Source organism: Kineococcus terrestris, assembly GCF_041020755.1.
Classification (GTDB): Bacteria; Actinomycetota; Actinomycetes; order Actinomycetales; family Kineococcaceae; genus Kineococcus; species Kineococcus terrestris.
In genome coordinates this window covers 41,712-61,820 of the sequence record NZ_JBEUEI010000014.1, presented here as the reverse complement: position 1 = coordinate 61,820, position 20,109 = coordinate 41,712, and the positions used below count along the sequence as shown (strand labels likewise).

The window sequence follows — 20,109 nt, the reverse complement described above, 5'->3', positions numbered from 1 at the left end:
GCGGGGGTCGGCGAGGGGGTCGGCTCAGGCGATGACGCGCGGCGGTCCCGTCCACGCCGGCGGCAGGTCGGCCAGCAGCGTCGGCAGGTCCGCGGGATAGCACAGGTCCGCCGAGGCGGCCAGCTCGTCGGGGTCCCACCAGCGCACGTCGGTCAGGGTCGCCAGCTCCAGGGCCGTCCACCCGGCGCGCGACAGGCGGGCGGCGGCGCCCAGGCGCAGCACGAAGAACTCCTCCCGCTGCCGGCACGCCCGCCCCAGGTAGGGGAAGTCGGCCGTGCGGACCCACACCGGGCCCGTGAGGTCGCCGGGCGCCACGGCCAGGCCCGTCTCCTCGCGCAGCTCGCGCACCGCGGCGTCGCGGGGGTCCTCACCCGCGCCGCGGCCGCCGCCGACGGTGAACCACCACGCCTCGCCCGGCCGCTCGGGGTCGGTGCCCCGCACGAGCAGGACGCGCCCCGCGCCGTCGAGGACGACGACGCGGGAGGCGTCCCGGGTGCGGGTGCCGTCGGGGGCGGTCCCCCACTCCGGCCCCAGCGGGTCGTGCCCGCTCAGCGGGTCGAGCCCGTCCAGCGGGTCACCAGCCCCGGGTGGCCAGGCGGTGCGGCTCGGGGATGGCCTCGACGTTGAGCCCGACCATGGCCTCGCCCAGCCCGCGGCTGACCTTCGCGATGACGTCCGGGTCGTCGTGGAAGGTGGTGGCCTGGACGATGGCCTCGGCGCGCCGGGCGGGGTCGCCGGACTTGAAGATGCCGGAGCCGACGAAGACGCCGTCGGCGCCCAGCTGCATCATCATCGCCGCGTCGGCCGGGGTGGCGATGCCGCCGGCGGTGAACAGCACGACGGGCAGCCGGCCGGCCTCGGCGACCTCGCGGACCAGCTCGTGGGGGGCCTGCATCTCCTTGGCCGCCACGTACAGCTCGTCAGGGGCCATCGAGCGCAGCCGGTTGACCTCGGCGCGGATGGTGCGCATGTGCGTGACCGCGTTGGACACGTCGCCGGTGCCGGCCTCGCCCTTGGAGCGGATCATCGCGGCGCCCTCGGTGATGCGCCGCAGCGCCTCGCCCAGGTTCGTCGCCCCGCACACGAAGGGCACGGTGAAGGCGCGCTTGTCGATGTGGTGGGCGTAGTCGGCGGGGGTGAGGACCTCCGACTCGTCGACGTAGTCCACGCCCAGGGACTGCAGGACCCGCGCCTCGACGAAGTGGCCGATGCGCGCCTTGGCCATGACGGGGATCGAGACGGCCTCGATGATCGACTCGATCACGTCGGGGTCGCTCATGCGGGACACGCCGCCCTCGGCGCGGATGTCGGCGGGCACGCGCTCGAGGGCCATGACGGCCACGGCGCCGGCGTCCGCGGCGATCCTCGCCTGCTCCGCGGTGACGACGTCCATGATCACGCCGCCCTTGAGCATCTCGGCCATGCCGCGCTTGACGCGGTCGGTGCCGAGGGCGGGTCCGCCGGTGGTCTGCTCGCTGGTCACGTCGGTGCTCACGGTCGGTCCGGCCTCGCGATCTGTGCTGGGGGACGGGCGGGGTGCCCGCACGATCCTACGAGCCGCCGCCGGTGCCGGGCCCCCCGGCGGCACCGCCGCCCGGCGCGGGGCCGCCGGTCTCCTCCGCCGCCCACGGCCGCCCGGTGCCGTCGTCGAAGTCGGCGGTCTCCGGCAGCCGGGCGTGCCCGGCCAGCCGCCCCCACCGCACGACGCGCTTGCCCCGCAGCCGCAGCGTCTGCACGACGGCGTCGTTGTGGAAGCGGCGCGCCAGCTGCGCGCGCCGCCCGGCCCGGCGCGCGCGGGCGACGGCCTCGGCGGCGCCCGGTGCGGGCGGCCCGACCCCGCCGGCGTCCCAGCCGGCCCCGTCACCGTCCCCGGCCCCGCCGAGGGCGCGGTCCAGGGCGTCGCTCAGAACGCTCTCGGCGCGCCAGCGCTGCACGTCGTCGGCGTGGGCGGCCTCGCGCAGCGCCGCGGGCGTGCGCGGGGCGTCGAGGGCGGCGGTCGCCGCGTCGGCCAGCAGCAGCGCGGTCGCCGGGTCCAGCGCGCCCGAGGTGGCCAGCTCCAGCGCGGCGCTCGCCCGGCGGGTCAGCTCGGCGTCCAGCACGGCGCGGCTGGTCTCCACGCGGTGGTGCAGGCGGTCGACGCGGCGGGCCAGCGAGGACAGGTGCCAGCCCAGGGCGGCCAGCACGAGCAGCGCCGCGAGCAGCCACCACAGCGCCGTCACCGCGCACCGCCCGCGGCGCGCACGGTCTCGTAGACGGCCAGCACCTCGGCCGCCACCCGCGACCAGTCGTAGCGCCACGCCGCCCGCCGCCCGGCCGCCGCCAGCGCGCGCCGGCGCGGCGCGTCGGCGAGCAGCCGCAGCACGGCGGCGGCCGCGGCGTCCGCGTCCCCGACGGTGAACAGCTCCCCCACGGGCTCACCGCCGCCGTCGGGGCCGGTGAGGACCCGCCGGAAGGCGCCCAGGTCGCTGGCGACGACGGCCGCCCCCGCCGCCATCGCCTCCACGAGGACGATGCCGAAGCTCTCCCCGCCGGTGTGCGGGGCCAGGTACACGTCGGCGGACGCCAGCAGCGCCCGCTTGTCGGCGTCGGGGACGGCGCCGAGGAACTCCACCGCCGAGGGGTCGTCCAGCAGCGCCCGGGCCGCGGCGGCGTCCCCGCGGCCGGCGACGAGGAAGCGCGCCCCCGGCACCACCGCCCGCACCCGGGGCACGACCTGGCACAGCAGCGGCAGGCCCTTGCGGGGCTCGTCGAGGCGGCCGACGAAGGCGACGACCGGCGCGCGCTCGGTCCCGCTCCACGCGGGCCGGGCGGGCGCGGTGGCGAAGGCGTCGACGAAGACGCCGTTGGGGACCACGACGGCGTCGCCGCCGACGTGCTCGACGAGCGTGCGGCGGGCGTCCTCGCTGACCGCGATGCGCGCGGAGACCTTCTCCAGCCCGGGCCGCAGCAGCGGGAACGCCGCCTGCAGGGCGCGCGAGCGCAGGTTGGCGGTGTGGAAGGTCGCCACGAGCGGTCCCTGCGCCGCCCACAGCGCCAGCAGCGACGTGCTGGGGGCGACGGGCTCGTGCACGTGCAGGACGTCGAAGGCGCCCTCGGCCACCCACCGGCGCACCCGCGCGGCCGTCACCGGGCCGAACGACAGCCGCGCCACGGACCCGTTGTAGGGCACGGCGACGACGCGGCCGCCGGCGTCGGCGAAGGGCGGCAGGTGCGGGTCGCCGTCCTCGCCGGGAGCCAGCACCCGCACGTGGTGGCCCAGGCCGAGCAGGTGCTCGGCCAGGTCGCGGACGTGGAACTGCACGCCCCCGGGCACGTCGAAGGCGTAGGGGCAGACCAGGCCGATCCTCACGCGCGCTCCCCCGCGAGGTCGGCGGTGAAGACGGGCTGCAGCACGTGCCAGTCGTGCGGGGAGCGGCGCACCCCGTCGGCGAGGACGTCGGCGCACGCCTGCGTCATCGCGGCGACCGCGGCGCGCCGGTGCTGCGCCGGGGTGGCCCCGGGCGGCGCGGGCGGAACCGGCACGGCGGGGGCGACCTCGAGGACGACGCCGTACCGGGCGCCGGTGCGCCGGGCGGTCGAGCTGCGCGCCAGCGGCTCGGTGCGCACGACGACCGGGAACAGCGGCACACCGGCGGCCAGCGCCACGGCGGCCGGGCCGGCGGCCATCCGCACCCGCTCGCCGAGGAACGTCACGGGCACCCCGGTGGCGGACAGGTCGCGGTCGGCCAGCAGCGGCACCAGGCCGCCGCCGCGGGCGCTGCGCACGAGGGCGCCGAGGGTGGACGGGTCTCCCAGCGGCAGCACCCGCATCCCCACCCGGGAGCGGAAGGCGAGGAACTCCTCGTACACGGCCTCCGGGCGCAGCCGCTCGGCCACCGTGGTGACGGGGGCCAGCTCCAGGGCGCTCCAGGCGCCGGCGTGGTCCCAGTTGCCGAGGTGGCCCAGCGCGCACACGGCGCCGCTCCCGCCCGCGAGGGTCTGCCGCAGGCCGCCGGCGTCCTCCATCCGCAGGGTGGCGGTGGTCCGCTCGCGCGACCAGGACGGCAGGCGGAAGACGTCGCTCCAGTAGCGGGCGTAGGCGCGCAGGCCCTCGCGCACGAGGGCGTCCAGCTCGGCCGGGGCCGCGTCGGGCCGGGCGCGGCGCAGGGTGGCGCGCAGCTGCTCGACGCGCGGGCCGCGGCGGCGGTGGGCGACGTCGGCGGCGGCGTGCGCCAGCGCCAGCGCGACGGGTTCGGGCAGGGCCCGGGCCGCGCGCCACGCCGTGCGCAGGCCGGTGGCGACGAGGTCCTCGCGCCGGCCGCTCACGCGTCGGGCGCGCGGGGCGGGACGGGCGGGACGGGCGCGGCGGCGGCGAGGGCCTGGCGCCGCACGAGGGCCATCCGCTGCACGACGGTGACGGCGCTGGCCACGGCCAGCAGCGCCAGGACCACCGGCAGGACGGCGTCCGGCAGCCCGAGGCCCACGAGGGCGGTCGCGACCAGGACGGCCACGAGGCGGTCCGAGCGCTCGGCGATGCCCGTGTCGGCGGTGAAGCCGAGGCCCTCGGCGCGCGCCTTGGCGTAGGAGACGAGGCTGCCCAGCACCAGGCACAGCAGCGCCAGGCCCGCGGTGAGCTGCGAGTCGCCGCCGCGGGCGAACCAGACGACGAGTCCGCCGAAGACGGCCGCGTCGCCGAAGCGGTCGAGGGTGGAGTCCAGGTAGGCGCCCCAGCGGCCGGGCCGGTCCAGCGCGCGGGCCATGATCCCGTCGACGGTGTCGGAGAGCACGAAGAAGGCCACCGCGATCGAGCCCCAGAACAGGTGCCCGAGCGGGTACAGCACCAGCGCGCTGACGACGACGCCGGTGGTGCCGGCGACGGTCACCGCGTCGGGCCCGACCCCCAGGCGCAGCAGCAGCTTCGCGGGCGGGGTAAAGACGCGCCCGGCCAGGGCGCGGGCGTTGCGGCCGAGCACGCCTCAGCCCTCGCCGGCGGCGGGCTCGGCGGGCTCAGCGGGCTCAGCGGGCCCGGTGCTGGTCCAGGCGTCGGCGAGGCGCCGGCGGGTGTCCTCCAGCAGCTCCGGCAGGGCCTTGGTGCGCGCCACCACGGGCAGGAAGTTCGCGTCGCCCGCCCAGCGGGGGACGACGTGCTGGTGCAGGTGGGCGGCGATCCCGGCGCCGGCGACGGCGCCCTGGTTCATCCCGAGGTTGAACCCGGCCGGGTCGGAGGCGGCGCGCAGCGTGAGGACGGCCGCGCGCGTCAGCGCGGTGAACTCGGCCAGCTCCGCGGCGTCGAGGTCCACGTACGAGGACACGTGCCGGTACGGGCACACCAGCAGGTGCCCGGGGTTGTACGGGTACAGGTTCATGACGACGAAGACGCGCTCGCCCCGGTGCACGACGAGGCCCTCGGCGTCCGAGCGCGAGGGCGCCCGGCAGAACGGGCACTGCTGCGCGTCGTGCGGGTCCGCCGGCTTGTCGCCGCCGGTGATGTACGCCATGCGGTGCGGGGTCCACAGCCGCTCGAAGCCGTCCGCCCGGCCCGCGAACCCCTCCGAGGCCTCGACGCGGGGTTCTCCGTCGCCCTGCCCCACCGTGCCGTCCCGCTCCACGCTCAGACCTGCACGCGGCGCTCGACGGCGTCCACGACCTCGGCGACGGCCTGCTCGACGGGCACGCCGTTGCGCTGGCTGCCGTCGCGGTAGCGGAAGGAGACCGCGCCCGCCTCGACGTCCTCGCCGCCGGCGATGAGCAGGAACGGCACCTTCTGCTTGGTCCAGGTGCGGATCTTCTTGGGCATGCGGTCGTCGGCGGCGTCGACCTCCACGCGCACCCCGCGGGCGCGCAGCTGCCGCGCGACGTCCTGCAGGTGCTCCACGTGGGCGTCGGCGACGGGGATCCCGACGACCTGCACGGGCGCCAGCCACGGCGGGAAGGCGCCGGCGTAGTGCTCGGTGAGGACGCCGAAGAAGCGCTCCAGGGAGCCGAACTTCGCCGAGTGGACCATCACCGGCTGCTGCTTGGAGCCGTCGGCGGCGGTGTACTCCAGCCCGAAGCGCGCGGGCTGGTTGAAGTCGTACTGGATGGTGGACATCTGCCAGGTGCGGCCGATGGCGTCGCGGGCCTGCACGGAGATCTTCGGCCCGTAGAACGCCGCCCCGCCCGGGTCGGGCACGAGCTCCAGGCCGGTGTCGCGGGCGGCGGCCTCCAGGACGGCCGTGGCGGTGGCCCACTCCTCGTCGCTGCCGATGAACTTGGCCGAGTCCCCGCGGGTGGACAGCTCCAGGTAGTAGTCGTCCAGGCCGAAGTCGCGCAGCAGGCCGAGGACGAAGTCCAGCAGGTGCTTGATCTCGCCGGGCGCCTGCTCCGGGGTGACGTAGCTGTGCGAGTCGTCCTGGGTGAGCCCGCGCACGCGGGTCAGGCCGTGCACGACGCCGCTCTTCTCGTAGCGGTACACCGACCCGAACTCGAAGAAGCGCAGCGGCAGCTCCCGGTAGGAGCGCCCCCGCGAGCGGAAGATCAGGTTGTGCATCGGGCAGTTCATGGCCTTGAGGTAGTACCTGCTGTTCTCCAGCTCCATCGCCGGGAACATCGTGTCCTCGTAGTAGGGCAGGTGCCCGGAGGTCTCGAACAGCCCGCCCTTGGCGATGTGCGGGGTGCCGACGTAGTCGAAGCCCTCCTCCACGTGCCGGCGGCGCACGTAGTCCTCCATGACGCGCTTGACGACGCCGCCCTTGGGGTGGAACACGACCAGGCCGGAGCCGATCTCGTCGGGGAAGGAGAACAGGTCCAGCTCGGCACCCAGGCGGCGGTGGTCGCGCCGCTCGGCCTCGGCCAGGCGCTCCTGGTAGGCCTTCAGCTCCTCCTTGCTGGGCCACGCGGTGCCGTAGACGCGCTGCAGCTGGGGGTTCTTCTCGCTGCCGCGCCAGTAGGCGGCGGCGGTGCGCAGCAGGGTGAACCCGTTGCCCAGCAGGCGGGTGGTGGGCAGGTGCGGGCCGCGGCACAGGTCCTTCCAGGCGACGGTGCCGTCGCGGCGGACGTTGTCGTAGATCGTCAGCTCGCCCGCGCCGACCTCGACGCCGGCGCCCTCGGCGGCCTCCTCCGCGTCGCCGGCGCCGGACTTCAGCCCGATCAGCTCCAGCTTGTACGGCTCGGCGGCCAGCTCGGCGCGCGCCTCCTCGTCGGTGACGACGCGGCGGACGAACCGCTGGCCCTCCTTGACGATGCGCTGGGCGGTCTTCTCCAGCGTCTTCAGGTCCTCGGGGGTGAACGGCGTCTCGACGTCGAAGTCGTAGTAGAAGCCGTCGCGCACGGGCGGGCCGATGCCCAGCTTCGCGTCCGGGAAGTGCTGCTGCACGGCCTGGGCCACCACGTGCGCGGCGGAGTGGCGCAGCACGGCCAGGCCGTCCTCGGAGGAGATCAGCACGCCCTCGACCTCGTCGCCGTCGGCCAGCGGGTGCGACAGGTCGCGCAGCTCGCCGTTGACGCGGGCGACGACGACGTCGCGCTCGTCGGCGAACAGCTCCCCCGCCGTCGTGCCGGCGGCCACCTGCAGGGCCTCGCCGGTGCGGGTGACGGTGAGCTGCGCGGACACGCGGGCCTCCGGGACGTGCGGGGTTCGGGCGGCGGCGCACCGGCGGCGCACCGGCGGGAGCGCGCTCCCGCGCCCGCGACTCTAGCCGTGCGCCCCCGCCGGGCCGGGCGCCCGCCCGTCCGCGGGCGCGTGCGGGCCCGGCTCCAGCAGCACCCGCTGCCCGACCCGCAGGACCCCGGGGACGAGGACGTCGGCGAACACGCCCGCGCAGTGCCGCGGGCGCCGCGTCAGCCGCAGCACGGGCCCGTCGGCGCCCTCCGGGCGCAGCAGCGCCCCGGCCGGCGCGCCGGCGCCGGCGGGCTCGCCGGGCTCACCGGGCTCACCGGGCAGGTCCAGGACGACGTTGGCGCGCGAGGAGTCGCCCGCGCCGGGCGCCGCGCGCTCGGCGAGGGTGACGACGTGGACGGGGGCCACCTGCCGGGCACCGCCGGCGGCGCGCTCCAGGCGCACGGGGCCGTCCAGGCCGAGGGCGCGGGCGACGGCGTCCAGGTCGCCGGGCGCGGCGCCGGGCGCGCTGACCAGCGGCGCCTCCGGCGGGCCGGTCAGCTCCAGCGCGCGCAGGCCGGGGTGGTGCTTGGCGGTCAGGACCTCACCGCCGGGCCCGACGAGCACGAGGGCGCGGTCACCGCGCAGGCCGTCGGCGCCGACCTCGACGCGGTGGGGGGCCGTCCCCGGCAGGGACTTCACGGGGAAGACGGCGAGCTGCTGGACGGTGGCGACGAGGCGCTGCACGGGCCGTCCTCCCGGGTCGGGGCCGAGGGCCCCGGTGGGTGGTGCTGGGTGGGCGATACTGGGATCGAACCAGTGACCCCCTCGGTGTGAACGAGGTGCTCTCCCGCTGAGCTAATCGCCCGGTGCGACCGCTGACCGCGACCGGCGTGGAACACCATACACGGCGCCGGGGACGCCGACGCCCGCCTCCCGCGCGGTCGCCCGGCGCGCTCAGCCGCCGACGCCGGGCACGAGCACGAGCTGCGCGGTGACCTGCTCGGGCACCCACCCGGGCACCCCGGCGGCGGCGAGGTAGCCGTAGACGAGCAGCCCGCCGGCGGCGGCCGTGGCCGACCCCATGGCGATCCGCGTCCCCCACGAGCGCCCGGCCACCCACCGCGTCCACCGGTCGACGTGCCGGCGCGCGAAGCGCAGCAGCCGCCGGGCGACGTGGAACTCCGTGCCGAGCAGGGCCAGGCCCAGGAAGACGACGAGCCAGCCCGGGCCCGGCAGCGGCACGAGCACCAGGCCCAGGAGGACGACGAGGCCGCCGACGGCGCCGACGGCCGTCCGGTACAGGCGGTAGGCGCGCGGGTCGGTGCGCAGCCGGGCCCGGCGGGCGCGCAGCGAGGCGCGCAGGCGCTCGGCGCGGCGCCGGCGCACCGCCCGGGCGGCGGGGTGCGGCTCCGTCGCGGCGGCGGCCTCCTGCGCGGCCGAGGCGAGCGCCGCGTCGCCGGTCCCGGCCGCCGCGTCCCGCGCGGCCCGCGGCTCGTCCGGCCCGCCCGCCGGGGCGGGGTCGCCGGGGGTCTCCCGGGCGCGCGGGAGCTGACCGCTGCCGGCCCCGCCGCCGGCGGTCCGTCCCCGACCGTCCCCGCCGTGCTGCTCGATCGTCCTCACCCGTCCCCCGTCCCGCGGCCGTCCCGTCCCCGCGCACCGTCGCGCACCGGCGCCGCCCGCTCCGGCGGCGCGACCCGATCGTGCAACGCGCGGGGGGCGCTCGCGGATCCCGGGCGCCGACCTGCGCAGGTCCTCCCCCGCTCCGGCACCCGGGGGCACCGGGGAACCTCCACCCGGACGGGTGCGTCCGACCTGCACCGTTCGGGTGTTTGAGACGCGCGAACAGTGGGAAACTCGTCCACACGGTCGCTGGAGCCCGTCAGCGGCCACGAGCACACGGAGGTCGACGTGCCCGCACTGCCGCACCGCAAGACCGAGGTCGACGTCGACGTGTCGCTGCGCCTGCGGACCTCGACCGGCCCCGGGCTGCCCGTGCCCGCGAGCCTGCACTACGGGGCCGACGACCCCTACGCCATCCACGCCGTCTTCCGCGGCGGCGACGCCGACGTGGAGTGGGTCTTCGCCCGCGACCTGCTGCGCGAGGGCCTCGTCGGCCCGGCCGGCGACGGGGACGTGCACGTGCGGCCCTGCTCCGGCTCCGTCGACGGCCGCCGGCGCGTCCTGCTGCGCCTGTCCTCCCCCGACGGCAACGCCGAGCTGGAGGCCGACGAGGCCGACGTGCGGCGCTTCCTGCGCCGGGCCGACGCCCTGGTGCCCCCGGGGCGCGAGACCCGCCACCTCGACCTCGACGACCTGGTCGCCCGGCTCGTCTCCTGAACCGCGCCCCCCGGGAGCGCGGGCGGCGACGGAGCCGCGCGCACCCCGACGGGGGACTTCCGCCACCGAACGGGCGCGCAGCGGCACGGCGGCCGCGCGCGTCTGGTACTCCGGGGACATGACCGACACGACCACCCGTCCGCCCTCGCAGACCCCGCCGGCCGGGATGCCCCACGTCGACCCGTCCGGCCCGGGCGTCGCCGACGCCCCCCTCAACGTGCACGAGCTGCGCGCCGCGGCGCTGCGGCGGATGCGCGAGGGCGCCTTCGGGCAGGAGATGTGGGACTACCTGGAGGGCGGGTCCGGGGACGAGCGCAGCCTGCGCTGGAACGAGGAGGCGTGGGGCGAGATCCGCCTCGCGCCGCGCTGCCTCGTGGGCGTGGACGCCATCGACACCTCCGTGGAGCTGTTCGGGTCGCGGGTGGCCTCCCCCATCGGCCTGTCCCCGGCGGCCAGCCACCGCATCTGGCACGACGACGGCGAGCTGGGCGTCGTCGACGCCGCCAACGAGGCCGGGATGGTCTACTGCCAGAGCACCCTGGGCACGGCCTCGATGGAGGACGTCGCGGCCCGGGCGACGGGACCGCTGTGGTTCCAGCTGTACGTGCGCCGCGACCGGGACCTGACCGCGAGCCTGGCCCTGCGGGCGGCCGCGGCCGGCTACCAGGCCCTCGTGGTCACCGTCGACACCCCGGTGCTGGGCGCCCGCGACACCGACCGCCGCCGCAGCGTGCGCCTGCCGGCGGGGCTGTCCTTCGCGAACCTGCCCGCGCAGACCGCGCGCGTGGAGGACCCGCTGCCGGCCCACCGCCGGGTCTACGTCGAGCGCCTGGACCCGACGCTGACGTGGAAGGACATCACGTGGCTGGCGGAGCTCACGGACCTGCCCGTCGTCGTCAAGGGCGTGCTGCGCGCCGACGACGCCTCGCGGGCCCTGGACCACGGCGCGCGCGGGGTGTGGGTGTCCAACCACGGCGCGCGCAACCTCGACACGGTCGTGCCGACGGCGCAGGCCCTGCCCGCGGTGGCCGCCGAGGTCGCCGGCCGGGTCCCCGTGGTCGTCGACTCCGGGGTGCGGCGCGGCACCGACGTGCTCAAGGCGCTGTGCCTGGGCGCGGACGCGGTCTTCGTCGGCCGTCCGTACCTGTACGGCCTGGCCGCCGCGGGCCGCGAGGGCGTCCTGGCCGCGCTGCACATGCTGGACACGGAGCTGCGCATGGCGATGGGCCTGTGCGGCGCCCCGCGGCTGGCCGACCTGGGTCCGGACCTGTTGTGGCACTGAGGCTCTGACCCCGGGCGCCCGCCCGGGCGCGGGCGTCCGGGTGGTGCCCGGGGGGCGATTGGACTCCGTCCCCGGCGGTCGGCTACTGTCTACGACGTCAGGGCGAACCGGGCCGGAAGGCCGGGGGAACACCTGGTGTGCGGACGTAGCGCAGTTGGTAGCGCATCACCTTGCCAAGGTGAGGGTCGCGGGTTCGAGTCCCGTCGTCCGCTCGGGGGCACGAGCTCCGGGGCACGCGCCTCACGGTGGAGTGGCCGAGAGGCGAGGCAACGGCCTGCAAAGCCGTGTACGCGGGTTCGAATCCCGTCTCCACCTCGGTGCCCACCAAGGCGTGGCCTTGGTGCGGACTCGGGCGATTGGCGCAGCGGTAGCGCGCTTCCCTGACACGGAAGAGGTCACTGGTTCGATCCCAGTATCGCCCACCAGCCCCCGACGAAGGCCGGACCCGACGGGTCCGGCCTTCGTCGTGCTCTCCCGGGGGCCCGGCGCCCCGGTGTCCCGCCCGGGCAGCCCCTCAGGGCACCCAGCGCCGCCGGCGGGCGGCCTCGGCCCGGGCGCTGGCGCGGGCGGCGGCCTTCTCCTCGTCCGGCCACACGCGGTCCACCGCGGAGTTCAGCGCGGCCCCCACCAGCAGCACGATGGTGAGGAAGTAGAACCAGATGAGGACGACGATCGGCGCGGCCAGCGGGCCGTACACCGACGTCGAGGCCCCCTGCACGGTCGCCGACAGGGCCCCGCGCAGGACGTAGGAGACGCCCAGCCAGCCGACGACGGCCAGGACCGCGCCCGGCAGGTCGCGCCACCAGCGGCTGCGCACCGGGGTCGCCAGGTGGTAGAGCGTCGCCAGACCGGCGATCGAGAGCACCAGCACCAGCGGCCAGTACAGCTCGCTCAGCGGCTGCAGCCGACCCGGCAGCCACCGCTGCAGCAGCTGCGGGCCCACGAGGACCAGCGGCAGCACCACGACGCCCACCACGAGGGCGACCAGGTACGTGCTCAGCGACAGCAGCCGGGTGCGCACGATGCCGCGGTGCCCGCCGAAGCCGTACATGATCGCCACGGTGTCGACGAGGACGTTGAGGGCGCGCGAGCCCGACCACACGCTCACCGCGAAGGCCAGCACCGTCAGGTCGGCGCGCCCCTGCGTGGTCACCGAGTCGAAGGTGGGCAGGACGACCTCGCTGACCGCCTCGGCGGTCAGGACCGACTGGGCGAGCTCCTCCATCTGGGTGCGGGCGGCGGCCAGGTCGGAGGCCGGCACCCAGCGCCCGGCGTAGCCGAGCAGCGCCACCAGCCCGAAGACGAGCGGCGGCAGCGACAGCAGCATGAAGAAGCCGCCCTCGGCGGCCAGGCCGGTGACCCGGAAGCGCAGGCACGCCCCCACCGTCCCGGCGACCAGGGCGCGCGCGTCGCGCAGCACCCGCAGCAGGACCCGCAGCAGCGGCCGCAGCGCTCCCCCGGCGGGCACGCGCGGGCGGGGCAGCCGGGGCACCTGGAGCACGCGCGGCCGGCGGCCGGCGGCGGAGGGCGCCGCCGGGAGGTCGTCGGGTGCCACGCCCCGACGCTACCGGCCGGGCGGGTCCCTCCCGCCCGGGCGCGCCGGGACGGGCTCCCGGTCGTGCCCGCGGGGCGGAGACGACATGATGCTGGCCGTCGGACGGCACGCGGCACCCCCCGGCGGGGGGTTCCGCACGGCAGCGTCGAGCAGGAGCGCGGCCGGGGACCGTCCGGAGTCACCCAGCGGAGGAAGTGCGATGCAGATCTGGCCCGGACGGCCCTACCCCCTCGGGGCGACCTACGACGGGGCGGGGACCAACTTCGCCCTGTTCTCGGAGGCCGCCGAGCGGGTGGAGCTGTGCCTGATCGAGGACGACGGCAGCGAGACGCGCCTCGACCTGCCCGAGGTCGACGGCTTCGTCCACCACGCCTACCTGCCCTCCGTGCAGCCCGGGCAGCGCTACGGCTACCGCGTCCACGGTCCCTTCAACCCCGAGCAGGGGCACCGCTGCCAGCCCGAGAAGCTGCTGCTGGACCCCTACGCCAAGGCCGTGGAGGGGCAGGTGGACGGCGACGAGTCGCTGTTCAGCTACCACTTCGACGCCCCCGACACCGTCAACGACGCCGACAGCGCCGGGCACACGATGCTCTCGGTCGTCGTCAACCCGTACTTCGACTGGGGCAGCGACCGGCGCCCCGGGCACGAGTACCACGAGTCGGTGATCTACGAGGCGCACGTCAAGGGGCTGACCGAGCAGCACCCGGACATCCCCGAGGAGATCCGCGGGACGTACGCGGGCATGGCCCACCCGGCGATGATCGAGCACCTCACCCAGCTGGGCGTGACGGCCGTCGAGCTCATGCCGGTGCACCAGTTCGTCCAGGACACCCACCTCACGGAGAAGGGGCTGTCCAACTACTGGGGCTACAACACCATCGGCTTCTTCGCCCCGCACAACGCCTACTCCTCCACCGGCCAGCGCGGCCAGCAGGTGCAGGAGTTCAAGTCGATGGTGCGCGCGCTGCACGAGGCGAACATCGAGGTCATCCTCGACGTCGTCTACAACCACACCGCCGAGGGCAACCACATGGGCCCGACGCTGTGCTTCCGCGGCATCGACAACGCCAACTACTACCGGCTGGTCGACGGGGACGAGAAGCACTACTTCGACACCACCGGCACGGGCAACAGCCTGCTGATGCGCTCCCCGCACGTCCTGCAGCTGATCATGGATTCGCTGCGGTACTGGGTGACCGAGATGCACGTCGACGGCTTCCGCTTCGACCTCGCCTCGACGCTGGCCCGGCAGTTCCACGAGGTCGACCGCCTGAGCGCCTTCTTCGACCTCGTGCAGCAGGACCCGGTCGTCAGCCAGGTCAAGCTCATCGCCGAGCCGTGGGACGTCGGCGACGGCGGCTACCAGGTCGGCGGGTTCCCGCCCCTGTGGACCGAGTGGAACGGGCGCTACCGCGACACCGTGCGCGACTTCTGGCGCGGTGAGCCCAAGACGCTGGGCGAGTTCGCCAGCCGCGTCAGCGGGTCCTCGGACCTGTACGAGCACTCCGGCCGCAAGCCCATCGCCAGCATCAACTTCGTCACCGCCCACGACGGCTTCACGATGCGCGACCTCGTCTCGTACAACGAGAAGCACAACGACGCCAACGGCGAGGGCGGCGCGGACGGCGAGAGCCACAACCGCTCCTGGAACTGCGGCGTGGAGGGACCCAGCGACGACCCGGAGATCGTCGCGCTGCGGGCCCGCCAGCACCGCAACCTCATGGTGACGCTGCTGCTGAGCCAGGGCGTGCCGATGATCCTGCACGGCGACGAGCTGGGCCGCACCCAGCAGGGCAACAACAACGTCTACTGCCAGGACAACGAGCTGGCGTGGGTCGACTGGGACCTGGACGAGCCGCAGCGCGAGCTGCTCGCCTTCACCCGGCGCGTGGTGGAGCTGCGCCGCACCGAGCCCGTCTTCCAGCGCCGCCGCTTCTTCGCCGGCGACGCCGGCCACGGCGGCGAGAGCGACGTCGGCGACATCGAGTGGTTCGGCTCCGACGGCACCGAGATGACCGACGCGGACTGGGGCGACGCCTCCAACCGCTGCGTCATGGTCTTCCTCAACGGCGAGGCCATCCCCGAGCCGGACCGCCGCGGCGAGCGCATCGTCGGCGACTCGTTCCTCATCATGTACAACCCGTGGCACGAGTCGGTGGAGTTCACCCTGCCGGAGAAGGCGTACGGCGACAGCTGGCTGCCGCGCCTGGACACCGCCGACGACCAGGTGGGCGTCGTGTCGATCTTCACGGAGGAGTCGGCGTTCTCCCCCGGCACCACGCTGCCGGTGGCGGGGCGCTCCATCCTCGTCCTGGCCCGCGGGCCGCTGGGGGACGCCAAGTGAGCGAGCGCCCCACCGGCGCCGGCCCGGCCGGCGGCTACCGCCCGGCCGTCGTGCCGGTGAGCACCTACCGCTTCCAGGTGCAGCCGGCCTTCACCTTCGACGACGCCGCCGCGCAGGCCGCGCACCTGCGGCGCCTCGGCGCCTCGCACGCCTACCTGTCGCCCGTGCTGGCGCCCGCGAAGGGCTCCACGCACGGCTACGACGTCGTCGACCACGCGCGGCTGAACCCCGAGGCGGGCGGCCGCGAGGGCTTCGACCGGCTGGCCGCCGCCCTGCGCGAGCAGGGCCTGGCGGCCGTGGCCGACGTCGTGCCCAACCACATGGCGGTGCCGACCCCGGCCTCCGACAACGCCCAGCTGTGGTCGGTGCTCAAGGAGGGCCCGCGCTCGCCGTTCGCGCGCTGGTTCGACGTCGACTGGTCCGTGCCGGACCGGGCGATCCTCATGGCCGTCCTCGGGCAGCGGATCGGGCAGGTCCTGGCCGCCGGGGAGCTGTCCCTGGACGAGGCCGAGGTCGGCGGTGCCCGCGAGCGGGTGCTGCGCTACTACGACCACGTCTTCCCCGTGCGCCCGGGCACCGAGGACCTGCCGCTGGCGCAGCTGGTGGACCGGCAGTGGTACCGGCTGGCGCACTGGCGGGTGGCCGACGAGGAGCTGAACTACCGGCGCTTCTTCGACGTCGACACCCTCGCGGCGATCCGCGTGGAGGACCGCGAGGTCTTCGACGCCTCCCACGCCCTCCTGCTGGAGCTGGTGGGCCGCGGGGACCTGCAGGGCCTGCGCATCGACCACCCGGACGGCCTGGCCGACCCCCGCGGCTACCTGCGGTGGCTGGCGGAGGCCACCGCGGGCGCCACCGGCGACGGCAGCGCGTGGGTCGTCGTGGAGAAGATCCTCGAGGGCGACGAGGCGCTGCCCCGGGACTGGGCGTGCGCCGGCACCACGGGCTACGACGCCCTGCACCGCGTGGGCGGGCTGTTCCTCGACCCGACCGGCGCCGAGCCCCTGACGGAGCAGTACGTGGCGGTCACCGGGGAGACCGGGACCTTCCAGGCCGTCGTCGACCACGCCAAGCGCGAGGTCGTCGAGCACGGCCTGTACGCCGAGGTGCACCGCCTGGTCGACCTGCTGTCGGGCATCTGCCACGACGACGTCGACCTGCGCGACCACACCCGCCGCGGCCTGCACGAGTGCGTCGTGGAGCTGCTGGTGGCCTTCCACCAGTACCGCGCCTACGTGGTGCCCGGCGAGCAGGCGCCCGAGGAGGCCGTGCGCGTCGTGGAGGGCGCCGCCGAGCACGCGCGCGCGCACCTGCCCGAGGAGCGGCACGACACCCTGGGGGTGGTCGTCGACCTGGCCCTGGGCCGGGCCGGCAGCCCCGAGGACCGGCGGGTGGCCGAGTTCGTCGTGCGCTTCCAGCAGACCTGCGGCCCGGTGATGGCCAAGGGCATCGAGGACACCGCCTTCTACCGCTGGTTCCGCCTGTCCTCGCTCAACGAGGTGGGCGGTGACCCGACGCGCTTCGGCACCGCGCCGGAGGAGTTCCACTCCTTCTGCACCGTGCTGGCGCGGGACTGGCCGGCGGCCATGACGACGCTGTCCACGCACGACACCAAGCGCAGCGAGGACGTGCGGGCCCGGCTGTCGGTGCTGTCCGAGCGCACCGAGGAGTGGGGCGCGGCCCTGGCGCGCTGGCGCGAGCTGGCCGTCGAGCACCGCGCCGCCGAGCTGGACGCGCGCACCGAGCTGCTGGTGTGGCAGACGCTCTTCGGCACGTGGGGCGAGGGGCCGATCAGCGCCGAGCGGCTGCTGGGCTACCTGCAGAAGGCGACCCGCGAGGCCAAGGACCACACCACCTGGACGGCGCCGGACGAGGTGTACGAGGCGGCGGTCGAGCGCTTCGCCACCGGGGTGCTGGGCGACGAGGCGGTCCTGGCGGCCGTGCGGGAGTTCGTCGAGCTCACCGCGGACGCGGCGCGCACGGCCGTGCTGGGGCAGAAGTTCGTGCAGCTGGCCATGCCGGGCGTGCCGGACGTCTACCAGGGCACCGAGCTGGTCGACCTGTCCCTGGTGGACCCGGACAACCGCCGGCCGGTGGACTACGCCGAGCGCGAGCGGCGCCTGGCCGCCCTCGACGAGGGCGGTGCCCCGCGCGACCTGCACGACGAGAAGCTGCTGGTGGTCTCGCGCACCCTGCGGGTGCGGCGCGAGCACGCGGAGCACTTCGTCGGGGAGGGCGCCGACTACTCCCCCGTGCCGACGTCCTCCGGCAACGCCGTGGCCTTCGCGCGCGGTCCCGTCGGCGCGCCGGCCGCCGTGGCGGTGGCGACCCGGCTGCCGGTGGCGCTGGAGCGCCTGGGCGGGTGGGGCGAGCACACCCTCGCGCTGCCCGCGGGTTCCTGGGTCGACGCCTTCACGGGCGCGCGCGTGGACGGCGGGACCGTCCGCGTCGCCGACGTGCTCAGCGCGCTGCCCGTCGCGCTCCTCGTCCGGGCGGACTGACCCGCCACCGTCCGACTCCTGGCGCGTTCCCCACCCTCCCCGCCGCGGGAGGGGTGGTGGACGCGCCAGGAGTCGTCGCATGGGCCAGGGTGGGGGCATGCAGTTCGGGGTGTGGGCGCCGCAGGCGCAGCAGGTGGACGTCGTCGTGGACGGCGGGTCGGTCGCGATGGAGCGCAGCGGGTCGCCGCGCGAGGGCTGGTGGACCGCGCAGGTGGACGGCGCCGGTCACGGCACGCGCTACGCGTTCCGCCTCGACGGCGGGGACGAGCGGCCCGACCCGCGCAGCGGGTGGCAGCCGGACGGGGTGCACGGGGCCAGCGCCGTGGTCGACCCGGCGACGTTCCGCTGGAGCGACGGCGGCTGGGCCGGCCGCGACGCGCGCGGCGCGGTGTTCTACGAGCTGCACGTCGGCACGTTCACCCCCGAGGGCACGTTCGCCGCGGCGGCGGCGAAGCTCGACCACCTCGTCGACCTCGGCGTCGACGTCGTCGAGGTGCTGCCGGTGTCCTCCTGGGACGGGGAGCACAACTGGGGCTACGACGGCGTCGCCCCGTACGCCGTGCACCACGCCTACGGCGGTCCGGAGGCGTTCGCGGCGTTCGTCGACGCCTGCCACGCGCGCGGCCTCGCGGTCGCCCTCGACTGCGTCTACAACCACCTGGGCCCCAGCGGGAACTACCTGGCCGAGTTCGGTCCCTACTTCACCGACAAGCACGAGACGCCGTGGGGCGCAGCGGTGAACCTCGACGACACCGGCTCGGTGGAGGTGCGCCGCTGGATCGTCGACAACGCGCTGCGCTGGTTCCGCGACTTCCACGTCGACGCGCTGCGCCTGGACGCCGTGCACGCCCTCGTCGACGACTCCGACGTGCACGTGCTGGCGCAGCTGGCCGACGAGACGGCCGCCCTCTCGCGCGAGCTGGGCCGGCCGCTGTCGCTGGTCGCCGAGAGCGACCTCAACGACGCCGTCATGGTCACCCCGACCGAGCGGGGCGGGTTCGGGATGACGGCCCAGTGGGACGACGACGTCCACCACGCCCTGCACGCCTGGCTGACCGGTGAGCGGCAGGGCTACTACGGCGACTTCGGCTCCCCCGAGGTGCTGAAGACCACGTTCGAGGAGGCGTTCTTCCACGCCGGGCGGTTCTCCACGTTCCGCGGCGAGGTGTGGGGGAAGGCCGTGGACCGCGACGCCGTGCGCGGCGGGGCGTTCCTGGGGTACGTGCAGACCCACGACCAGGTCGGCAACCGCGCCACCGGTGAGCGGATCGGGCACCTGCTCAGCGAGGCGCGGCTGGCCGCCGGCGCCGCCCTGTACCTGCTGGGGCCGTTCACCCCCATGCTGTTCATGGGCGAGGAGTGGAACGCCTCCACGCCGTGGCAGTTCTTCACCTCCTTCCCCGATCCCGAGCTCGGCCGCGCCGTCAGCGAGGGCCGCCGCTCGGAGTTCGGCGACCACGGCTGGGACGCCGAGGACGTGCCCGACCCGCAGGACCCGGCCACCCGCGAGCGCTCGGTGCTGCGCTGGGACGAGGTCGGCGAGGAGTCCCACGCCCGCGTGCTCGACTGGTACCGGCGGCTGATCGCGCTGCGACGCAACGAGCCGGACCTGCGCGACGACGACCTGCGGGCGGTGCGCGTGGACGTGGTCGGCAACGCGCTCGTGCTGCACCGCGGCTCCTTCCGCGTCGTCGTCGCCCTCGGCGGCGGGGCCGACGTGCCCGTGGGCGGGGCGCCCGTGCAGGTCGTGGCCGCCCACCCGGCCTCCCCCGCGCCGGAGCTGCTCGGCGAGGGCGTGCGGCTGACCGGTGAGGGCGTCGCCGTGGTCCGCGTCGCGTGAGCGCGGACGGCGCGGGACCGGGCGGGGCGGGACCGGGCGGGGCGCTCGCGCCGGCGGAGGCCGTGCGCCGGGCCGCGGTGCGGATCGCGGCGCTGGCCCAGGACGGGCTGGCCTACTCCGTGGGCGACCCGGCCCGCGACTACGACACCGCCCGCTACCGGCAGCTGCAGGACGTCTCGGTGCAGCTGCTGGCCGCGGTGTCGGGGGCCGACGAGGACGCCCTGCGCACCGACCTGGGCGGGGACACCGGGTACGCGACGCCCAAGGTCGACGTGCGGGTGGGTGTGCTGGACGCCGCCGAGCGGTTCCTGCTGCTGCGCGAGCGCAGCGACGGGCGGTGGTCGCTGCCCGGCGGGTGGGTGGACCCGGGCGACCGGCCCGGTGAGGCCGCCGCGCGCGAGGCGCTCGAGGAGACCGGCTACCCCGTCGAGCCGGTCAAGCTCGTGGCCGTGTGGGAGCGCGACGTGCGCGGCAAGCAGCCGCCGCTGCCGGTGGCGGTCTTCCACCTGTTCTTCCTCGGGCGGGTGGTGGGCGAGCCGGTGCCGCCGCAGGACCTGGAGACCCTGGAGGTCGGCTGGTTCGGCCTGGAGGAGCTGCCGGAGCTGTCCGGCGCGCGGGTGGTGCGCGCGGAGCTGGAGCGGCTGCTGGCCCACCACCGCGACCCCGCCCTGCCCACCGAGTGGGACTGACGG

The 20,109-nt window shown here is 76.0% G+C and carries 17 protein-coding genes and 4 tRNA genes; 9 read left to right on the top strand and 12 right to left on the bottom strand.

Going from position 1 to position 20,109, the window contains the following annotated elements; all coding sequences use genetic code 11:
• Positions 1-24 precede the first annotated feature (24 nt).
• The 11 genes from AB8M62_RS10455 to AB8M62_RS10405 form a co-directional block, all read right to left on the bottom strand.
• A complete protein-coding gene (locus AB8M62_RS10455) occupies positions 25-534 on the bottom strand; it encodes an NUDIX hydrolase (RefSeq protein WP_369069520.1) in 510 nt (169 codons plus the stop codon).
• 40 nt (positions 535-574) lie between these two features.
• Positions 575-1,495, bottom strand: a complete 921-nt coding sequence (gene pdxS, locus AB8M62_RS10450) for a pyridoxal 5'-phosphate synthase lyase subunit PdxS (protein WP_369069487.1) — start codon at positions 1,493-1,495, stop codon at positions 575-577.
• 55 nt (positions 1,496-1,550) lie between these two features.
• Complete coding sequence (locus tag AB8M62_RS10445; RefSeq protein ID WP_369069486.1) at positions 1,551-2,219, bottom strand: hypothetical protein; 669 nt, start codon at positions 2,217-2,219, stop codon at positions 1,551-1,553.
• The gene (locus tag AB8M62_RS10440; RefSeq protein ID WP_369052304.1) at positions 2,216-3,349 is read right to left on the bottom strand and encodes a glycosyltransferase family 4 protein; all 1,134 of its coding nucleotides are present in this window, start codon (positions 3,347-3,349) and stop codon (positions 2,216-2,218) included. The genes AB8M62_RS10445 and AB8M62_RS10440 overlap by 4 nt, the downstream gene beginning before the upstream one ends.
• On the bottom strand, positions 3,346-4,305 hold the full coding sequence (locus AB8M62_RS10435) for a phosphatidylinositol mannoside acyltransferase (RefSeq protein ID WP_369069485.1): 960 nt from the start codon (positions 4,303-4,305) through the stop codon (positions 3,346-3,348). Before AB8M62_RS10435 ends, AB8M62_RS10440 begins: the two co-directional genes overlap by 4 nt.
• Positions 4,302-4,952, bottom strand: a complete 651-nt coding sequence (gene pgsA, locus AB8M62_RS10430; RefSeq protein WP_369069484.1) for a phosphatidylinositol phosphate synthase — start codon at positions 4,950-4,952, stop codon at positions 4,302-4,304. Before pgsA ends, AB8M62_RS10435 begins: the two co-directional genes overlap by 4 nt.
• A 3-nt stretch (positions 4,953-4,955) precedes the next feature.
• Positions 4,956-5,588 (bottom strand): HIT family protein, encoded by a 633-nt coding sequence (locus AB8M62_RS10425; RefSeq protein ID WP_373694909.1) that lies wholly within the window; start codon positions 5,586-5,588, stop codon positions 4,956-4,958.
• 2 nt (positions 5,589-5,590) lie between these two features.
• Positions 5,591-7,570 (bottom strand): threonine--tRNA ligase, encoded by a 1,980-nt coding sequence (thrS, locus tag AB8M62_RS10420; RefSeq protein WP_369069483.1) that lies wholly within the window; start codon positions 7,568-7,570, stop codon positions 5,591-5,593.
• An 81-nt stretch (positions 7,571-7,651) separates the two neighbouring features.
• Positions 7,652-8,302, bottom strand: coding sequence for an MOSC N-terminal beta barrel domain-containing protein (locus tag AB8M62_RS10415; protein WP_369069482.1), 651 nt, complete (start codon positions 8,300-8,302; stop codon positions 7,652-7,654).
• 49 nt (positions 8,303-8,351) lie between these two features.
• A tRNA-Val gene (locus tag AB8M62_RS10410) sits at positions 8,352-8,423 on the bottom strand.
• 89 nt (positions 8,424-8,512) lie between these two features.
• Positions 8,513-9,178 (bottom strand): TIGR02611 family protein, encoded by a 666-nt coding sequence (locus tag AB8M62_RS10405; protein ID WP_369069481.1) that lies wholly within the window; start codon positions 9,176-9,178, stop codon positions 8,513-8,515.
• 288 nt (positions 9,179-9,466) lie between these two features.
• On the opposite strand from AB8M62_RS10405, the gene AB8M62_RS10400 reads away from it, so the two are divergent.
• From AB8M62_RS10400 to AB8M62_RS10380, 5 genes are all read left to right on the top strand, one after another.
• On the top strand, positions 9,467-9,895 hold the full coding sequence (locus AB8M62_RS10400) for an SsgA family sporulation/cell division regulator (protein ID WP_369069480.1): 429 nt from the start codon (positions 9,467-9,469) through the stop codon (positions 9,893-9,895).
• A gap of 118 nt (positions 9,896-10,013) precedes the next feature.
• On the top strand, positions 10,014-11,177 hold the full coding sequence (locus AB8M62_RS10395) for an alpha-hydroxy acid oxidase (protein ID WP_369069479.1): 1,164 nt from the start codon (positions 10,014-10,016) through the stop codon (positions 11,175-11,177).
• A 139-nt stretch (positions 11,178-11,316) separates the two neighbouring features.
• Positions 11,317-11,389, top strand: a tRNA-Gly gene (locus tag AB8M62_RS10390).
• Positions 11,390-11,421: 32 nt separating this feature from the next.
• Positions 11,422-11,492 (top strand) — tRNA-Cys (locus AB8M62_RS10385).
• 35 nt (positions 11,493-11,527) lie between these two features.
• Positions 11,528-11,602: transfer RNA gene (locus AB8M62_RS10380), tRNA-Val, on the top strand.
• Between the two features lie 89 nt (positions 11,603-11,691).
• On the opposite strand, the gene AB8M62_RS10375 is transcribed toward AB8M62_RS10380, so the two are convergent.
• Positions 11,692-12,732 carry a YihY/virulence factor BrkB family protein gene (locus AB8M62_RS10375; protein WP_369052312.1) on the bottom strand — a complete coding sequence of 347 codons (1,041 nt, stop codon included), beginning with the start codon at positions 12,730-12,732 and terminating at the stop codon, positions 11,692-11,694.
• Positions 12,733-12,931: 199 nt separating this feature from the next.
• Between AB8M62_RS10375 and glgX the strand changes: the two genes are divergently transcribed.
• The 4 genes from glgX (at position 12,932) to AB8M62_RS10355 (ending at position 20,106) form a co-directional block, all read left to right on the top strand.
• Complete coding sequence (gene glgX / locus AB8M62_RS10370; RefSeq protein WP_369069478.1) at positions 12,932-15,076, top strand: glycogen debranching protein GlgX; 2,145 nt, start codon at positions 12,932-12,934, stop codon at positions 15,074-15,076.
• Positions 15,073-17,577, top strand: a complete 2,505-nt coding sequence (gene treY / locus AB8M62_RS10365) for a malto-oligosyltrehalose synthase (RefSeq protein ID WP_369069477.1) — start codon at positions 15,073-15,075, stop codon at positions 17,575-17,577. Before glgX ends, treY begins: the two co-directional genes overlap by 4 nt.
• 79 nt (positions 17,578-17,656) lie before the next feature.
• On the top strand, positions 17,657-19,417 hold the full coding sequence (treZ, locus tag AB8M62_RS10360; protein ID WP_369069476.1) for a malto-oligosyltrehalose trehalohydrolase: 1,761 nt from the start codon (positions 17,657-17,659) through the stop codon (positions 19,415-19,417).
• Entirely contained in the window at positions 19,414-20,106 is a 693-nt protein-coding gene (locus tag AB8M62_RS10355; RefSeq protein ID WP_369069475.1) for an NUDIX hydrolase N-terminal domain-containing protein, read from the top strand. The genes treZ and AB8M62_RS10355 overlap by 4 nt, the downstream gene beginning before the upstream one ends.
• Positions 20,107-20,109: the final 3 nt, after the last annotated feature.